This window comes from Dyadobacter sp. HNCC25DJ187, from assembly GCF_056895255.1.
Genome location: NZ_JBXHAT010000002.1, coordinates 1,191,082 through 1,207,357 on the forward strand (window position 1 = coordinate 1,191,082; position 16,276 = coordinate 1,207,357).

The 16,276-nt window shown below is 41.1% G+C and carries 12 protein-coding genes; 7 read left to right on the plus strand and 5 right to left on the minus strand.

Annotated elements, in window-relative coordinates:
• Positions 1-6 precede the first annotated feature (6 nt).
• The 3 genes from AC1XUE_RS15990 to AC1XUE_RS16000 all read left to right on the plus strand — a co-directional run bounded on the left by AC1XUE_RS15990 (position 7) and on the right by AC1XUE_RS16000 (position 3,882).
• The gene (locus AC1XUE_RS15990; RefSeq protein ID WP_483356988.1) at positions 7-702 is read left to right on the plus strand and encodes a hypothetical protein; all 696 of its coding nucleotides are present in this window, start codon (positions 7-9) and stop codon (positions 700-702) included.
• Between the two features lie 60 nt (positions 703-762).
• The gene (locus AC1XUE_RS15995; RefSeq protein ID WP_483356989.1) at positions 763-1,311 is read left to right on the plus strand and encodes a DoxX family membrane protein; all 549 of its coding nucleotides are present in this window, start codon (positions 763-765) and stop codon (positions 1,309-1,311) included.
• A 99-nt stretch (positions 1,312-1,410) separates the two neighbouring features.
• A complete protein-coding gene (locus AC1XUE_RS16000) occupies positions 1,411-3,882 on the plus strand; it encodes a bifunctional UDP-N-acetylmuramoyl-tripeptide:D-alanyl-D-alanine ligase/alanine racemase (protein ID WP_483356990.1) in 2,472 nt (823 codons plus the stop codon).
• A 57-nt stretch (positions 3,883-3,939) separates the two neighbouring features.
• Here AC1XUE_RS16000 and ppk1 read toward each other — a convergent pair whose 3' ends face one another.
• The 5 genes from ppk1 to AC1XUE_RS16025 form a co-directional block, all read right to left on the minus strand.
• Positions 3,940-6,246: a polyphosphate kinase 1 gene (ppk1, locus tag AC1XUE_RS16005; RefSeq protein WP_483356991.1), complete on the minus strand. Its 2,307-nt coding sequence runs from the start codon at positions 6,244-6,246 to the stop codon at positions 3,940-3,942.
• 161 nt (positions 6,247-6,407) lie between these two features.
• Positions 6,408-8,363, minus strand: coding sequence for a DNA topoisomerase (ATP-hydrolyzing) subunit B (gene gyrB / locus AC1XUE_RS16010; RefSeq protein ID WP_483356992.1), 1,956 nt, complete (start codon positions 8,361-8,363; stop codon positions 6,408-6,410).
• 240 nt (positions 8,364-8,603) lie between these two features.
• Complete coding sequence (locus AC1XUE_RS16015; protein ID WP_483356993.1) at positions 8,604-10,292, minus strand: hypothetical protein; 1,689 nt, start codon at positions 10,290-10,292, stop codon at positions 8,604-8,606.
• Positions 10,293-10,754: 462 nt separating this feature from the next.
• Positions 10,755-12,020, minus strand: coding sequence for a chloride channel protein (locus AC1XUE_RS16020; RefSeq protein ID WP_483356994.1), 1,266 nt, complete (start codon positions 12,018-12,020; stop codon positions 10,755-10,757).
• 15 nt (positions 12,021-12,035) lie between these two features.
• On the minus strand, positions 12,036-12,617 hold the full coding sequence (locus AC1XUE_RS16025; RefSeq protein ID WP_483356995.1) for an HPP family protein: 582 nt from the start codon (positions 12,615-12,617) through the stop codon (positions 12,036-12,038).
• A 226-nt stretch (positions 12,618-12,843) separates the two neighbouring features.
• Here AC1XUE_RS16025 and AC1XUE_RS16030 point away from each other — a divergent pair, with 226 nt between their 5' ends.
• The 4 genes from AC1XUE_RS16030 to AC1XUE_RS16045 are packed head-to-tail and all read left to right on the plus strand — an operon-like array spanning position 12,844 to position 16,246.
• Entirely contained in the window at positions 12,844-15,081 is a 2,238-nt protein-coding gene (locus AC1XUE_RS16030) for an FUSC family protein (protein WP_483356996.1), read from the plus strand.
• 23 nt (positions 15,082-15,104) lie between these two features.
• The gene (locus tag AC1XUE_RS16035) at positions 15,105-15,311 is read left to right on the plus strand and encodes a YwbE family protein (protein ID WP_483356997.1); all 207 of its coding nucleotides are present in this window, start codon (positions 15,105-15,107) and stop codon (positions 15,309-15,311) included.
• Between the two features lie 16 nt (positions 15,312-15,327).
• Positions 15,328-15,747, plus strand: coding sequence for a DUF6157 family protein (locus AC1XUE_RS16040; RefSeq protein WP_483356998.1), 420 nt, complete (start codon positions 15,328-15,330; stop codon positions 15,745-15,747).
• 37 nt (positions 15,748-15,784) lie between these two features.
• Positions 15,785-16,246 carry a glycine zipper family protein gene (locus AC1XUE_RS16045; RefSeq protein ID WP_483356999.1) on the plus strand — a complete coding sequence of 154 codons (462 nt, stop codon included), beginning with the start codon at positions 15,785-15,787 and terminating at the stop codon, positions 16,244-16,246.
• Positions 16,247-16,276: the final 30 nt, after the last annotated feature.

Genomic DNA, 16,276 nt, shown 5'->3' on the forward strand with positions numbered 1-16,276 from the left:
AACCCGATGAAGAAGAGTAATATACTTATCCTTTGCCTGATCGCATTTTCATTTCTGGCTATGATCGGTTCAGGACTTTCGCTCAAATCACAGTTTAACAAAATTGACAGAAAAGACCCTTTTTCCGGCTTCAAAAAAACAAGCTTAAAGAGTTTCAGGTACGTCAGACTTTCAGGTAACTATTTTGGAGCGACGCAAATTGAGCCGGGAGATCAACCGCAGATTAAAGTCATTACTGGTAGTACGTCTGAAGGAGAACCGCGGGTAACCTGGAAAATTAGTAACGACACTTTGATAGTAAGCTATAAACATGAAGATTCTCATAAACTTCCATATAGTCCGAACTTACTATCTATGACCCCAAACGTTTTAATAATAACACCAAGACTATCCAGCGTGACATCCCATGGAATAATAGCCAGAATAAAAGGATGGACTGCAGATTCATTATCGATACAGCAAAAGGGATTTGGCATTGTTCTTCAAGACAACAATTTTAAAAGTCTGTCCACAAATTTATACTCAGGAGCACATCTGGAAATTGAAGGGAAGAATCATTTTATACATTCAGTCATCACCTTGAAAGATTCAAGCTCCATGAGCACAACAAAAGACGTTTTTCAATCTCTTCGCGTAAAAGCAGATAGTACTGCACAGATTGCTTTACCTGGAAGTGCGCTCAGAAAAATGACAACATTATAATTTGCATTTATTAGCCATTCAATATTATAAGTTCTCCTATCTCCCAGTTCTGTCCCAGCTATGTCGCAATTTCCATACAAAAGCTATATACTACTGAGTGCGCGTGTACTTTTGGCCTGGACGTTGTACCGGTACGGTTGGGCAAAGCTGACTGACGACCAGTTTGGAGTGGATGATAAAACGATGAATATGGCCTTAAAAGACGTCGATCTGTTCCGGCTTTCCTGGTATCTGGCAGATCATCAACCATTCAAGGCATTTATTGGTGCTTCTCAGATTTTTTGTGCGTTGCTACTGACATTTAACAGAACCGTCATTTTCGGAGCTTTCCTGTCTATCCCTATCTGGTTGAATATTCTGGTTTGGGACCTCACTTTCATGGGTAATATGGCCGTTGCATTTACATTCCGTCTTTCTTTTTATCTTATACTAACCGCATGGATTATATATCAACAAAAAGACAAACTTATTCCTGCTGTATTGACGATAGCCGAAGTGAGACAGCATAGGAAATTCCCAATTTGGGCTTACGTTTTACTGCCAGCAGCGGCAATAGGAATTGAAATTGCAGGAGCGTTACCCAATGCAGTTTTAAATTATTTCCGGTAGCCAAGAAGTCGTCTTCTGATGCTCACTTAAATTCTCTAATAATATTTGCAGTCTCAAACCACAAGGATTGATACCTTTGTGACTGATAAATTGATTGGAATGAGTATCATTGAACATACCGCCGGAGCAGTAACAACCGGTGCAACTTACTTGCTGACCGACAGCCGCCAGATTTCGTTTCCTGCACAAAGTATATTTTTTGCCATTAAAGGTCCTCGCCATGATGGACATGTGTTTTTACCGGAACTCTATCAAAAAGGTGTCAGGGAATTTGTCCTGGAAATAGCCTCATTTACGCCTGAACTTCGGACTCTTACCGGTTCTTGGAATGACGCTAAAATATGGGTAGTCGCATCCAGTATCAAAGCGCTGCAAAAGACAGTTATTGCGCATAGGAATCAATTTTCCTTACAAGTAATTGGTATTGTCGGAAGCAATGGAAAAACAATTGTAAAAGAATGGCTTGCACAGTTGCTGGCTCCCGGGCAGCGCGTCGTTGCAAGTCCGAAAAGCTATAACTCACAGATCGGCGTTCCGCTTTCTGTCTGGAATATCACACAGGAAAACACACTTGGCATTTTTGAGGCCGGTATTTCACAGGCACATGAAATGGAGTACCTCCAACAGATTATCCAGCCATCAACAGGTATTTTTACCAATATCGGCTCTGCGCACGACGACGGTTTCCGGAGCAGAAAACAGAAAATAACTGAAAAACTCCGACTATTTACCAAAGTTCAAAAGCTGATCTATCGCAAAGATTATACGGAAATTGACGAAGAAATCAGCCTGATATTGCGGCCTGTTAATCCTTTTCTTAAAACGATCAGCTGGGGTCTTGCCAACGGTGCCGACGTGCAGGTGAGTTATACTTTTAAAAGAACAACGACGCTCATTAGTATACAAGGCACGTTAGGTTCACATCGGTTTGAGACCGTTTTCAGAGATGAGGCCTCGCTGGAAAATCTGGTTCACTGCCTGGTATTCATGCTTGATTTTGGTATACCAGCAACTGTCATTCAGCAAAGGATTGAGGTTCTTCGACCGGTTTCAATGCGCCTTGAACTCAAGGAAGGAATTAACCACTGTTACATTATTGACGATGCGTATAATAATGACCTACAGGGACTGTCGATGGCGCTGAACTTTTTAGGTCAACAGGAACAACGAAAGCTAAAAACTGTGATACTTTCGGACGTATTGCAAACAGGGCAAACGCCTGCTGAACTTTATAGTATTATAGCCCGCTTACTCAAAGAAAAAAACATTGATCGTCTCGTAGCAATTGGTTCTGAGATCACCAGTCAGGCTGATTTATTTCAGATCGGGCAGAAGGACTTTTATCCCGACACAGATTCCTTTCTAAAAGATTTTCCTTACGCCAGTTTGCATGACAATCTGGTCCTGGTAAAAGGAGCCCGGCCATTCTCGTTTGAAAAGATAGTACATCGATTACAGCAAAAAGTACATGGAACTGTTCTGGAAATTAATCTGGATGCACTCACGCATAATCTGAATTTTTATAAGTCAAAAATCGGATCAGAAACCAAAATAATGGTGATGGTGAAGGCATTTGCCTATGGAAGCGGCAGTTCTGAAGTAGCATCACTATTACAATATCATCGGGTAGATTATCTGGGCGTAGCATATACAGACGAAGGAGTTGCATTAAGGCAATCCGGCATCACCTTACCTGTTATGGTCATGAACGCCACACATCCCACATTTGATCTTCTATGGCAATACAAATTAGAGCCTGAGATTTACAGCAGGACTATATTGAACGAATGGATTGCCTACACCCAACAACGAAATGATCCATCAGACGCTCCGGCTGTACACCTGAAACTGGATACCGGAATGCATCGGCTTGGTTTCACTGAAAACGATTACGACTGGTTGGTGGAACAATTGCAACTAAATCCTGCAATCAAAGTTTCATCCATTTTTTCCCATTTGGTAGGAGCAGATGAGGGCGAACACAATGAATTTTCAAGATTGCAATACGAGAGATTTGTAAAGGGTGCGGCACTTATTCAAGCTTCTATTGGCTATCCGGTCACCAGACACATTCTTAATTCGGCAGGCATAGTACGCTTTCCGGAATACAAGCTGGATATGGTACGGCTAGGTATTGGCTTATACGGTGTAGAAGCGAGTAGTCGCCAGCAAGATGCACTCCAAACTGTTGGGACGCTTAAAACTGTTGTTTCACAAATCAAATATCTGGCAGCCGGTGAAACAGTAGGTTACAGCCGTAAAGGACAAATTACCCATAACTCAGCAATTGCCACACTGGCAATCGGATATGCTGATGGTTACGACAGAGGGCTTGGAAATGGTGTTGGGAAAGTATTGGTAAACGGAACACTATGTCCGACTATAGGCAATGTTTGCATGGATATGACCATGGTGGACGTTACCGAAGCGGATGTAAACGAGGGAGATGAGGTGATTGTATTTGGTAAAGAACGACCTATCACTGACCTGGCAAAAAGTATTGGTACCATCCCTTATGAGATTCTTACCGGAATAGGTGAGCGTGTTAAAAGAGTTTTTTATAAAGAATGATACAAATAGGAAACGCCTTTAGCATAGCTATACTAAAGGCGTTTCCTATTTGTAATACTACTCGGTAACCGGTGCTGTTTCCTCTTCTGTTTCGCCTTCCACTTCCGGACTTATCTCTTCCTCCTTCGTTTCCTCTTTTACAAAAAGCCTGGTTTGCATTACATCTTCCAATTTTACATCATAAAAGGCTTTATGAATGTTAAGTGGGGCATCGCCTTCTTCCACCTCACATTTGATATAAGAACCATCTTCCTGCATTTCATATGCATTTACATTGTCCTGCAAACTGAAATACAGAATATGAATAGCCTGTTGCCTTACCCGGGTATCAACCAGCTTGAAGAGTGACTCGATACGCTTGTCAAAGCTACGTACCATCGCATCTGCACTGCCGCCATACACGACTGGATCACCTTTTTGATGAAAATAAAATATTCGGGAGTGTTCCAGAAAATCACCAACGAGTGAACGTACAGTAATATTCTCACTCAGTCCTTTACGTCCCGGACGCAGACAGCAAATACCGCGTACAATCAGCTGGATGGGTACACCCGCCTGTGATGCCTGATATAACTCCAGAATGATATCTCTATCTTCCAAAGAATTTATTTTAATGCAGATACCACTAGGTAAACCTGCTTTTGCATTCACCGCTTCCTGTTGTATCAGTTCGATAAGCGTCGAACGCATATAACGCGGTGCAGTAATCAGATTTTGATACTCTGTGGGCATAGAGTGCCCGGTTATTACATTGAAGAATTCTGAGATATCATGGGTGTACTCTTCATTCGATGTAAGTAAACCGGTATCTGTATATAATCTCGATGTATCCTCATTGTAATTTCCACTTGAAAGATGTGCATAACGAAGTACGCGGTTTCCTTCATTTCTTACGATCAGGAGTAGCTTGGTATGCGTCTTAAGCAAGCCAATACCATAAATCACAAAACACCCTGCTTTTTGTAAGCGTTGGGCTTCTTTAATATTATTTTCTTCATCAAAGCGTGCCTTCACCTCAAAAAGAACCGCCACGTGCTTTCCATTTTCAGCCGCATGTAACAAAGCTTCCGTCACTCGTGAATTCTTGGCAAGCCTGTAAATGGTCAATTTAATAGAAAGTACCTTCGGATCTTCTGCAGCCTGTTCTAATAACTGAAGTACGGGTTCAAAGTTGTTATACGGATGATGAAGCAAAATATCCCGCTCCTTCATCACTTCGAAAATATCGGGAATCCGTTCTCTTTCCAGACCCAAGGGTGGAACAGATGGATGTACACTTGGAATCTGGTCCTTGAATTCGGGATGTTTGATGATTCCCCACAAAGAGGTATAGTCAATCAGCCCTTCTATAGGAAATACATTGTGATCATCAATTTCCCATCTCTTCTTGATCAGATTTAACAAATCAGGATTGATATCAGCCTCTACAGAAACCTGAACCACCCTTCCTAAACGACGGTTCTTGATCTTTTGCTTGATCTCATCGATAAAGTCGGATTCAACATCGTCACTTTCTTCCAATGAGAAATCGCCATTACGGATAATTCTGAAAAGGTTTGTGGACACAATATCTACGTTGCGATACAGCTTATGTATGTATGCCCTCACGATCGCTTCAATTGGCAAAAACAATACTTCCTCTTCTCTTTCGATTACGTAAAAACGTGGCAGGTTTAAAGGTAATTGCACAAATGACAGTTTCCGGTCTTCCTCGGAATCCGTTCCTTTTACCTGAGTAATAACACCCAGAATCAGCACCTTGGCCAGCAAGACGGGAAATGCATGGGTATAGTCAAAAAGCATCGGCGTCAGCATGGGATAAACCGTCCGCTCGAAATATTCCTCGACATCATTTTTTTCGCCATCTGTTACTTCATCCAGTTTGATGATTCTGAAGCCGTGGCGGGAGAACAGCGGTACAAGATGGTTGGTGTAACATTCATTCTGGCGACGAACATAGTGATGTAACTCCCTCATCATCAACTTACGAAATGGAATTTCCCGAAGTCCTGAATAGTCAAGCCGCTCCTTGCCAAAATCAAGATAGTTGTATAAACTGCCAATTCTTATACTGAAAAATTCATCCAGATTCGAGGAGGTAATCGCCAGAAATTTAAGTCGGTCAAATAAATTTCTTTCTTCATCAGACGCCTGATCCAATACGCGATCGTTAAATTTCAACCAACTCAGATCTCTGCTTATAAAATCGCTTTGCTGAACAAGGGTATTGGCCTTTTCTACAGAACTGGTAAGTTTCGTATCTTCCATAGCAACAGGCTCTTTAGGATTCTTGAAAAAAGAAAAGATATTACTAAGTCTACCTCTCTTCTCATTACTGTATATAGGATCTGATGGGCCGGGCATATATAATTCTATTTAAAATCAACGATAGCGTATGAATATACGAATTCAACGAAAGTACAAACCTATTCTTTTTGTTGATATGAAGTTTTTGTTAAATTTCATAAAAAAACGGATGACTGTTTGATCAGTCATCCGTTCAAATCTTGTGCCGGAGCTAATCGCTACACGTCAACACGTGCATACTTTGCATTTTTTTCAATAAATTCTCTTCTTGGACCAACCTCGTCGCCCATTAGCATAGAGAACAGGTGATCTGCCTCAGCGGCAGATTCTATAGAAACCTGTTTCAGACTTCTATGATCAGGATTCATAGTTGTATCCCAAAGCTGCTCGGCATTCATTTCTCCAAGACCTTTGTAACGCTGAATACCAACCAGGTCTTCTCTGCCTGCTCCTAATTCTCTTACAGCAACCTCACGATCTGCTTCAGTCCAGCAATAGCGTTCTTCTTTACCTTTTTTAACAAGATACAATGGTGGTTGCGCAATATATATGTAACCGTGATCAATCAGAACTTTCATATAACGGAAGAAGAAAGTCAGAATGAGGGTTCTGATGTGGCTACCATCAATATCCGCATCCGTCATGATAACGATTTTATGATAACGAAGCTTATCAATATTTAAAGCTCTGTCATCTCCATCCTTACCAATTTGCACACCCATTGCGGTGAACATATTTTTAATTTCTTCGTTCTCGTATATCTTGTACTCCTGTGCTTTCTCTACATTCAGGATCTTACCTCTCAATGGCAAAATTGCCTGGAATGCACGGTTACGACCTTGCTTGGCAGTACCGCCGGCAGAGTCCCCTTCGACAAGGTATAATTCACAAATAGCCGGATCCGTTTCCGAACAGTCAGATAGTTTACCAGGCAAGCCTGTTCCTGTCATCACATTCTTCCGTTGTACCATCTCACGCGCTTTCTTAGCAGCAATACGCGCTTTTGCAGCCAGAATTACCTTATCGATAATTACCCTCGCTTCTTTTGGGTGTTCCGCAAGATAAGTATCCAGCATTTCCGCCACGACCTGGCTCACAACGCTCACTACCTCAGAGTTACCCAACTTCGTCTTGGTTTGGCCTTCAAACTGAGGCTCAGCCACTTTTACGGAAATAACCGCTGTAAGCCCTTCGCGAAAATCGTCTCCGCTGATCTCAATTTTCTCTTTAGCGAGAATACCTGATTTCTCTGCGTAGTTTTTAAGTGTACGGGTCAATGCAGCTCTGAATCCCTGGACGTGGGTACCCCCTTCTACTGTGTTGATGTTATTCACATAAGAAAACACATTTTCGGCGTAGGAAGTATTATACATCATGGCAATTTCCACAGGAACTGATCCTTTGGTATTTTCCATGTATATAGGTTCAGGGATCAGTGCCTGACGAGTTCCTTCCAGATATTGAACGAACTCGTTCAAACCTATTTCAGAATGAAATTCTTCGCTGCGGAATTTTCCTTCTTCATCTTCTTCACGCTTGTCAATAAGAGTAAGCTTAATACCTTTATTCAGGTATGACAACTCACGTAATCTTGTCGAAACAGTTTCGTATTTATACTCTGTTACCGTAAAAATAGTGGCATCAGGAAGGAAATGGATGATAGTCCCTGTTTTTTCAGACTCGCCAATAACGCGTGCCGGATACAGAGGCTTGCCTTCACTGAATTCCTGTTCGAAAACCTTTCCTTCGCGGTGAACTTCCGCTCTCAAGTGTACCGACAACGCATTTACACAAGAAACCCCTACCCCGTGCAAACCTCCGGAAACTTTGTATGTATCCTTATCGAATTTACCACCGGCGTGAAGTACAGTCAGAACAACTTCAAGTGCCGACCGTTTCTCCTTAGGGTGCATGCCTGTAGGGATACCACGACCATTATCCGTTACGGTGATAGAATTATTCTTTTCGATAGTGACGTCAATGGTATCACAATACCCGGCCATCGCCTCATCTATGGAGTTATCGACAACCTCCCAAATCAAATGGTGAACACCTTTAAAACCTGTGTCACCAATGTACATCGCCGGACGTTTACGAACCGCCTCTAAACCTTCAAGAACCTGGATGTTTTCGGCTGAATAAGAATTCAATTCTAGCACTGCTTCGTTTGACATATATTTTGTTTTACCCGAGAATAAATGAGTATTTAAGCCATTTTATAACGTGCAAAGTTACGCTTTTTTTGTCGTTTAACCTAGTGTTTGTGTATACGAAACAGGGGAAGTGAAATACATTATCACAGGAAAAAAAGTGATTATCCCTGAATATACAATAAAACCTGAAAATGAAGCATTTACCTATCAGAATTATATACTCCCGACTTTTAAGCACTATGAACATGAAGCACCATGAGCTTATCTAACAGAATAAATTCTGTTAGATAAGTGAAGATTCTGATCCACTTTATGAAATGTTATTGCACCCTTTAAGTCAATGTCAAGAACGGCCAGATGGTAAGTTCCTGGATGAAGATCGTCAGGCCTGAAGAACACATTAAATCCGGGCTTGTAGTATTTACCTTCAGTAAGAATCACCTTCCGGGCCTCAACCTTAGGATTGCCGTTTTTAAGATAAACTTCCCCTGTCACAGAATCCCATATGACAAGATAGCGATCCGTAAAAAATGGTTTGAATGCAGGTAGCTTACTGCCTGATAGATAATAGTAACGCTCATATTCTCCGGGCTTCCCATCCAATTCCATCACTTCCAGAAAGGCCTCGTATCGTTCCGCTGCCGCAGGACTATATTTAATCAAAGAATCTAACGTATGCTGGGTGACAGGAGGAGCTGGCGGACTAAATATGCCTTTTTTATATGCTGGGCTCATGTAAAAGTCGGCATTTTTCAACAGTTGCCGCGGGACAGAAAACATAGAACGAGTATAGCGCCAGTTATATAAATCTGCCTGATATTCAGTCTTTTTCTTAGCAACTATGGTTGTATACGTGTAGAATGAATAAAACCAGTAAAATACTGAAATGCCAATCATACTTATCAACATAGCGCGCTTTCTGAATACCGGAAGATAGTTGAGAAGAAAAATATAGAAGATAACGGTCGACATACAGGTATAAAGCTGGAAGCGACTTGTGATGGTAGTACCTGCCCATGACCGAAAAACGGCAATGACTAAACTTGTTATGAAAATAAATACCAGCAGCGAAAGCAATTCCAATGTACCGGGTTTCAGAGGTAAAACATCGCTTTTATAATATTTTACTATTCTGGCAAGAAGTAAAAAACCGGAAATACAGATGACTATTCCGAAGAGTGTGGACCAAAGCTCCACCTGGCCCCATAGTGACACCTGCGAACCTATAAAGCCGAACAGTGAGGTTATAAATATTTCTGCATTATCCGGCAAACGCATAGCTTGCCCGCTTTCATAACCGATCAGGTATAGACCTAGTGAGGCGAACATGGCCAGAACTACAATTCCCGCTTTCTTAAAATCTTTAATACACAACAAATAGAATACGATTGCAGGATAGGACAATATGCCATTACCGTGAGTGAATGTCGCCAGGAGGCAGCAAACGATCGCCAGTGAAAGAGATAAATTAGTTTTCCGGGCAGCGAGAATAAGAGCCGTAACTGTGAATGCCGTCAAAAAAGTATGCTGCATTCCATTTAAAGCCCAACCGGAAATGTCGTGATATAAAGGATGAAAATACAAAAACAGAGCGGGCAGGAAATAATAAACCTGCAACTGTGTTTTTCGGAACTGAAGATATAAAAAGTAAAAAATATAGGTAATATTGACGGTAACCAGAAACAGATAAAACCGGAAGTTGAGCGTACCTGTGATAGCATATTCAACTAATGCAATAAATCTGGGAATGACTGCCTTGTGATCATTAAAAGTTCTGAAAAGCTCCCGGACAAGGTCTAACGCACCCAGATTTCCCTCGGTGATGGTTTGTATGAATTGAATAAGGAGAAAATCATCCTGAAAAGGAAAATTTACAGAAAAGAAATAATTGTAAGAGACGTAAAGCAGAACAATCAATAATGATACTACCCAGGCTAGCTTTTCTTTCATAATTCATTGCTTTGACATGCACGCAGATTCGGGCCTGTAACCATGTGCGGTGTCAATAATCGTTAGATAGAGTTTGTGGATTTAATTTACCAATTTGGGAAAATTTTAATAGTAAAAATTCTATACCAACACATGTATCAGTTATAATGTAAGTATCCCACAACCAGAAATGCCCATGAGGATAAAAACCTGACTGACATTAATCTCACTTCATTAATTTACTATTTATCAGAATATTAGATAGTTATTCTTAATCTACGGCTGAATGTTTCAAGGCATCTAATTTATTGAATTAAACCATTTATCATCCTGTATAGCTTGAAAAGTTATCCTCTTCGTCCAAACGTGCAGCTCATAACCATGTAAAAACAACACATTCTATCTCATATCCAGTGCCATTCATCCAGCAAGCTACTACACGAAACAACCCTGCTCTCCCCACATAAAGGCGCAAAATTATCGCTATTTACTTACTGCTTTATATGTATAAACGGTATACGGAAATACAGAATGAGCGACCACTTTGGCCACCAGACAGGCGATCACGATTGGAATGAATAACAGGTAGTTATCCGCTATAGCACAAACCAGGAAAATTGCGGTAAGTGGTGCATGTATACTCCCGCTTAAAACAGCTGCCATGCCAATCAGCATAAAGTTCACAGGGATCACATTCAAGTGAAAAAAGTGATTGAGTAAAGTTGCCATAATCAATCCCAGAAATGCACCCATAAATAAACTTGGGGCAAAAACTCCCCCGTCACCGCCTGCACCTAAAGTTACTGAGGTAATAATAGGCTTTAGTGCCAATATCATCAGTAAAGACGCCATCACCAGCATCGCGGATTGGGTTGTCAGTTTGGTGAGATCTCTGATGCCTGCGTAACCCTCCCCATACAAACTGGGAAAGAAGAAAATGGTAGATGAAATAATAAGTGCCCCCAGCCCTATTTTAACGTAAGTTTTAGGCAATGCAGCAAAATAATTTTTAAAAAATAGCACACTTCTGGTTAAATAGACAGAATAAAAGCCAGCAAGAATACCAAGCAGTATGAAGTATGGGAAAGCATGCTGCTGCCAGCCACTCACCTGAAAATTAAAGATCTGATTAAAGAAAAAGAATCTTGTCAACAAATAAGAAGCGAGCACCGCAGTGATCACACTTGCCGAATGCAGCTTACTCTTGCGTTGCGTAAAAACCTCAAATGCAAACAAAAACCCTGCAATGGGTGCATTAAATAGTGCAGTTACCCCAGCAGCCAAGCCCGCACACACCAAATCTGTCCTGTACTTACGCAAGAAATTTACTTTTCTGCTCGACAGAGCTCCCACGGAAGCTGTGGCCACAACAGTAGATACCTCAATACCTGTGGAACCCCCAAAAATGACAGTGAGAAATCCATTGAAATAGTGCGATGGTATTTTATAGGATGGTAACGTAAAATCATTTTTGTTGATCGTGTCCAATACTTCTTTAATCCCTTTATTTGCTTTATTCTTGAACAGGTATTTGCGGAGAAGGTGGATAGTAGCAAGACCGACCAAAGGTAGAAGAAATATGAGATATCTGTTCAAATGCATCTGGTGAAAAAACATCTCCTGGTAATGTTCTGTCATTACTTTCAAAGTGTCAGCAATAAGTGCGGACAAAATACCTGTTAGTGCTGCAGCCAGCAACACAGCTCCTACTCTTTCTGCCTTCTTCCTTCTGTAAATTCGATTTGTCATAATCTTCTTTCTTTACTAACGGTATCTTCTTGCCCAGAGCTTATACCAATTTTTATTAGCGGGATAATTGCGATGGGCAGCCCACTTATTCACCATTACCGCTACCAGCAGTAATATCAATACGCCACTTAGTACCGGACTTAAGACATACAGGTAACCAAGACTTGTAATTTTCTCAGATCCTATATTGGCTATAAGAGCTGTAGCACCGCCGGGAGGATGCAATGTCTTTGTGATTTGCATAAAAACAATGGAGAGTGAAACTGCAAAAGCCGATGAAAGCCATACTTCATTGGGAATGATGTAATGTACAGTAACACCTACGATAGCACAAATCACATGTCCTCCAATCAGGTTCCTGGGTTGAGCCAGAGGGCTGTTTACAATCCCATAGATTAGAACCGAAGACGCTCCGAAAGAGCCAATCAGAAAGACGGTGTCAGTATCACTAAAATTTTCTCGGTTAAGAAGACCAATTAAGCCTATACCGAGAAAAGAACCAATGAAAGTCCAAACATGATCTTTGAAGTCGACCAAAGTCTCTTTGTAGACAACATAACGGGCTATACGCATGTGTTTTCTGAAACGTTTTTTCAAAACTTAAAATAATTATATTCTCAAACTCCTTTTAAAGAACCCGTCAATAACGTTTATGGTTCTTTCTTTATAAATTTAGATGATAAAATTATCGCTAATTACCTATAGCCACATTTTCACCTTGCAAAAAAGTAAAGGAGAATATAAGAATTGAAGCCGTGGTATATCTTTTATGTCAGTTAAAAATCTATATTGGGGGTATTGAGAAAGCTGTTTCAGCACCAGCATGAATTATTTAGACGAATTTAAAAAGTTTTTATCCAGCCATTACCTCTCCACAGGTGTAAGATTGACCTTCGGAGCTGTCATCCCTAGTCTTATATTTCATCATTTCGGCATATTAACTGAAATGATAGCTTTCCCGCTAGGGACACTACTTATTGGAACTACCGACAACCCCGGCCCTTTTCACAGGCGTCGCAACGCATTGATGATTGCTATCCTTGCCTGTTTTATCGTTGCTTGCATCACCGGCTTCCTCCGACACATACATTTTATTGTATTTGCAGAAATTATTGTATTCGGCATTTTATTCTCACTCATCGGCGTATATGGTAACAGGGCAAATAGTATAGGGCTTATCGCCATGCTGGTGTTTGTATTTAATATCGACGACCACCTCAGCGGAGATGCTGTACTGCGCAATGCATTGATCTTTTCAGCCGGTGGCATTTGGTATTTGATACTGTTCCTCATCATTCAGACTCTGCGTCCTTATCTCTTGCTTCAGCAGTTATTGGGTGAAAATTTTGTTGAGCTTGGAAAACTGCTTTCTATTAAAGCCGGATATTATTTCGCCAATCCGAAATATGATGACCTGTTTACGCAAATGATACACCAACAGGTGATTCTGCGGGAAAATCACGAAATGCTACGGGAAATCATTTTCAAGACCCGTGAATTGGTTACCGAATCAACCAACAAAAGCAGAATTCTTATGCTGATGTTTCTTGATAGTATTGATCTCTTTGAAAGAATTCTAAACTCTCAGCAGAACTATGCCAATCTGCACAGAGCCTTTGATGATACCAAAGTGCTTCGCCTTTTCGGAACTTATATCAATTGGCTTGCCGGAGACATTCAGCAAATCGGATTGGCAATTCAAAGCGGTTTCCCTTCCCATTCCAGACATGACCTCGACGAAGCATATAATAAATGTCAGTCGGCTTTCGAACGGACCCGACGGGACCGCATGACACATGAGAACATGGAAGATTATATCATGCTCCGGCAGATACTGAATAGCTTGCAGGATATCACTGAGCGTATCAAAAAACTGCATAGAGCAACCACTTATGATGCGTCGCTGAGTAAGGAATACCATGTTAATTTTGGAGTTGACAATTTCATACCAAAGCAGGAGTACCAACCTCAGACGCTGATTGACAACCTTTCGCTTAAATCAAGTCATTTCAGACATGCATTACGGGTAACACTGGCACTATTAATCGGCTACACCGCATCACTCTTCTTTGATTTCGGGCATGGATACTGGATCCTGCTTACGGTGGTCACCATCATGAAGCCTGCATTCAGTATAACAAAGCAGCGTAACCTTTATCGTATTGCAGGCACAATGGTGGGAGCTATATCCGGTTTTCTGATTCTTTATTTTATTCAAGACGGAACAGCTCTTTTCGTTTTGATGATGGTAGCCATGGTATTGGCATATACCTTCATTAAAATCAATTACTTTGTTGCTTCAATCAGCATTACCTTATATGTTCTACTCTGGTTCAATATTCTTAATCCTGCTCATATCACGGCAGTACTGCAAGATCGGGTCATAGATACAGTCATAGGATCTGTCATCGCTTATTTTGTTTCCTCTTATGTCCTACCTGTCTGGGAGCATTCACAGATTAATCAATATATCAGAGAAGCATTAAATTCGAACAGAAAATATTTTGACATTGTGGCTGCTAAGTTTGCTGGCAGACCGTTGGATGTGAATGAAATGAAAGTACACAGAAAAGATGCCATCATAGCCCTTGCGAATTTGTCAGACAACTTTCAAAAAATGCTGTCTGAACCTAAGCGTCGTCAGCTCAAAATGGAAGAGTACCATCAGTTTGTAGCTACAAGTCATATGCTTACCTCCTACATTGCGTCCTTGTCCACCTATGCTCAGAATAATGCCCAAACTGACTACACGATGGAATTCGAATTGATGATCCGGCAAATCGATCGTCAATTTCAGGCGGCTACTGACATGTTAAATGGAACTATTCATGGTAATCTGGATATTACCCGGGAGTCACTCCCTCAAAATCAAAAGCTGATTGAGTTACTTAATAAACGAAAAAAAGAAATCAAGGACATCGGTATTGAGCTTTCAGCGCAGTCGCCGGCCCGAAAAGCATTGTCAGAACTAAAAACCATCAACGGACTTTTTGAGTTAATCAGTACCATTACCATTGACGAAATTAAAATCGTACAAAAGATAGTAGCTGCAAAGGCATAAAGCTATCAAACTACAATACATATATGTTATCAGGAACGGAAAGAAAAAATATCGCAACTGGACTTGCGGTTGCCATTGTACTCAAACAAGACCAGCGATCAGGAAAACTTACTCACGGAATTGTGAAAGATATACTGACTAAATCAGCAGTACACACCCATGGTATCAAAGTAAGGCTTACAACAGGAGAAGTGGGTAGAGTCAAAGAAATAGAAACAGAGGATTTCTAAAACAAAAATGATAATCATGAAAGTCCACACAACTAACTACGCCAACACTTTTATAGAAGTGGCTGAGGACAGTACGGCTTCAGGCAGTGAAGTGCCGCCTGTAAAAGGAGACAAAAAAACGATTGCCAATATGCAGTTTGAGCTTATTAGCCGCCATCCCTATCAGTTCACCTCAGACGATATTCTTTTTAAAATCTTTGCAGAGAAAAAAGATCTGAGCGAAAGCGAATTGGAAGAAGCGCGAAAGGAGTTCTTCAGTAAAGGGCAAGCCTGTTTGAGGGCATCGCCTCTACCCAAAAAATATGGTTGGGGTATTCACCACGATAGTGAGGGCAAAGTGGCCATGTACGGCTTAGAAACCGAAAACTACGAAAAACTTAAAAATGACAAGACAATTCGGACAGTTAAAGCAATGAGATCTGCAAAGGAGAAATAATGGCATACTTTTGGAGATAGATATTTCAAACAACATTATGAAAACCATGAAATCGCTATTTTCAGTAGGAGTTGCAGCAATCCTCCTAACCAGCTGTAACAGTGAGTCTAAAAAGCAGGAAGCAGCTTTGAAATCAAAGCAGGCAACCATTGATTCTATGCAGACTGTGATCGCAAAACAGGCCATAGTTGACTCTATGAACAATGTAATGGCAGAACGCGAGCGAGAATTGGAAGCACAACGTGAGGAAAACAACAAGCAGGTTGTGGCAAATAACAACACGGCTCAGGCAAGGTCTACCGCACCGGGGAAGAAAAAATGGAACCATACAGCTAAAGGAGCTGTGGTAGGTGCGGGTACGGGAGCTGTCACGGGAGCAATTGTTAATAAGAACCGCGCAGAAGGTGCTCTGATTGGAAGTTTAATTGGAGCTGGCGTTGGCGCAGGTACCGGAGCAGTGGTTGACGGTCAGAAGAAAAAGAAAGCCAGAAATAACTAGGCCGATTGTAGATACATCATAAAAGACTAT

What these genes read in the sequence shown, in the direction of transcription:
- AC1XUE_RS16020 (WP_483356994.1), bottom strand. Translation starts at nt 12,020, where the DNA reads ATGACAAATCGAATTTACAGAAGGAAGAAGGCAGAAAGAGTAGGAGCT.
- ppk1 (WP_483356991.1), bottom strand. Translation starts at nt 6,246, where the DNA reads ATGCCCGGCCCATCAGATCCTATATACAGTAATGAGAAGAGAGGTAGA.
- AC1XUE_RS16015 (WP_483356993.1), bottom strand. Translation starts at nt 10,292, where the DNA reads ATGAAAGAAAAGCTAGCCTGGGTAGTATCATTATTGATTGTTCTGCTT.
- AC1XUE_RS16035 (WP_483356997.1), top strand. Translation starts at nt 15,105, where the DNA reads ATGTTATCAGGAACGGAAAGAAAAAATATCGCAACTGGACTTGCGGTT.
- AC1XUE_RS16040 (WP_483356998.1), top strand. Translation starts at nt 15,328, where the DNA reads ATGAAAGTCCACACAACTAACTACGCCAACACTTTTATAGAAGTGGCT.
- AC1XUE_RS15995 (WP_483356989.1), top strand. Translation starts at nt 763, where the DNA reads ATGTCGCAATTTCCATACAAAAGCTATATACTACTGAGTGCGCGTGTA.
- AC1XUE_RS16045 (WP_483356999.1), top strand. Translation starts at nt 15,785, where the DNA reads ATGAAAACCATGAAATCGCTATTTTCAGTAGGAGTTGCAGCAATCCTC.
- AC1XUE_RS16030 (WP_483356996.1), top strand. Translation starts at nt 12,844, where the DNA reads ATGAATTATTTAGACGAATTTAAAAAGTTTTTATCCAGCCATTACCTC.
- AC1XUE_RS15990 (WP_483356988.1), top strand. Translation starts at nt 7, where the DNA reads ATGAAGAAGAGTAATATACTTATCCTTTGCCTGATCGCATTTTCATTT.
- AC1XUE_RS16000 (WP_483356990.1), top strand. Translation starts at nt 1,411, where the DNA reads ATGAGTATCATTGAACATACCGCCGGAGCAGTAACAACCGGTGCAACT.
- gyrB (WP_483356992.1), bottom strand. Translation starts at nt 8,363, where the DNA reads ATGTCAAACGAAGCAGTGCTAGAATTGAATTCTTATTCAGCCGAAAAC.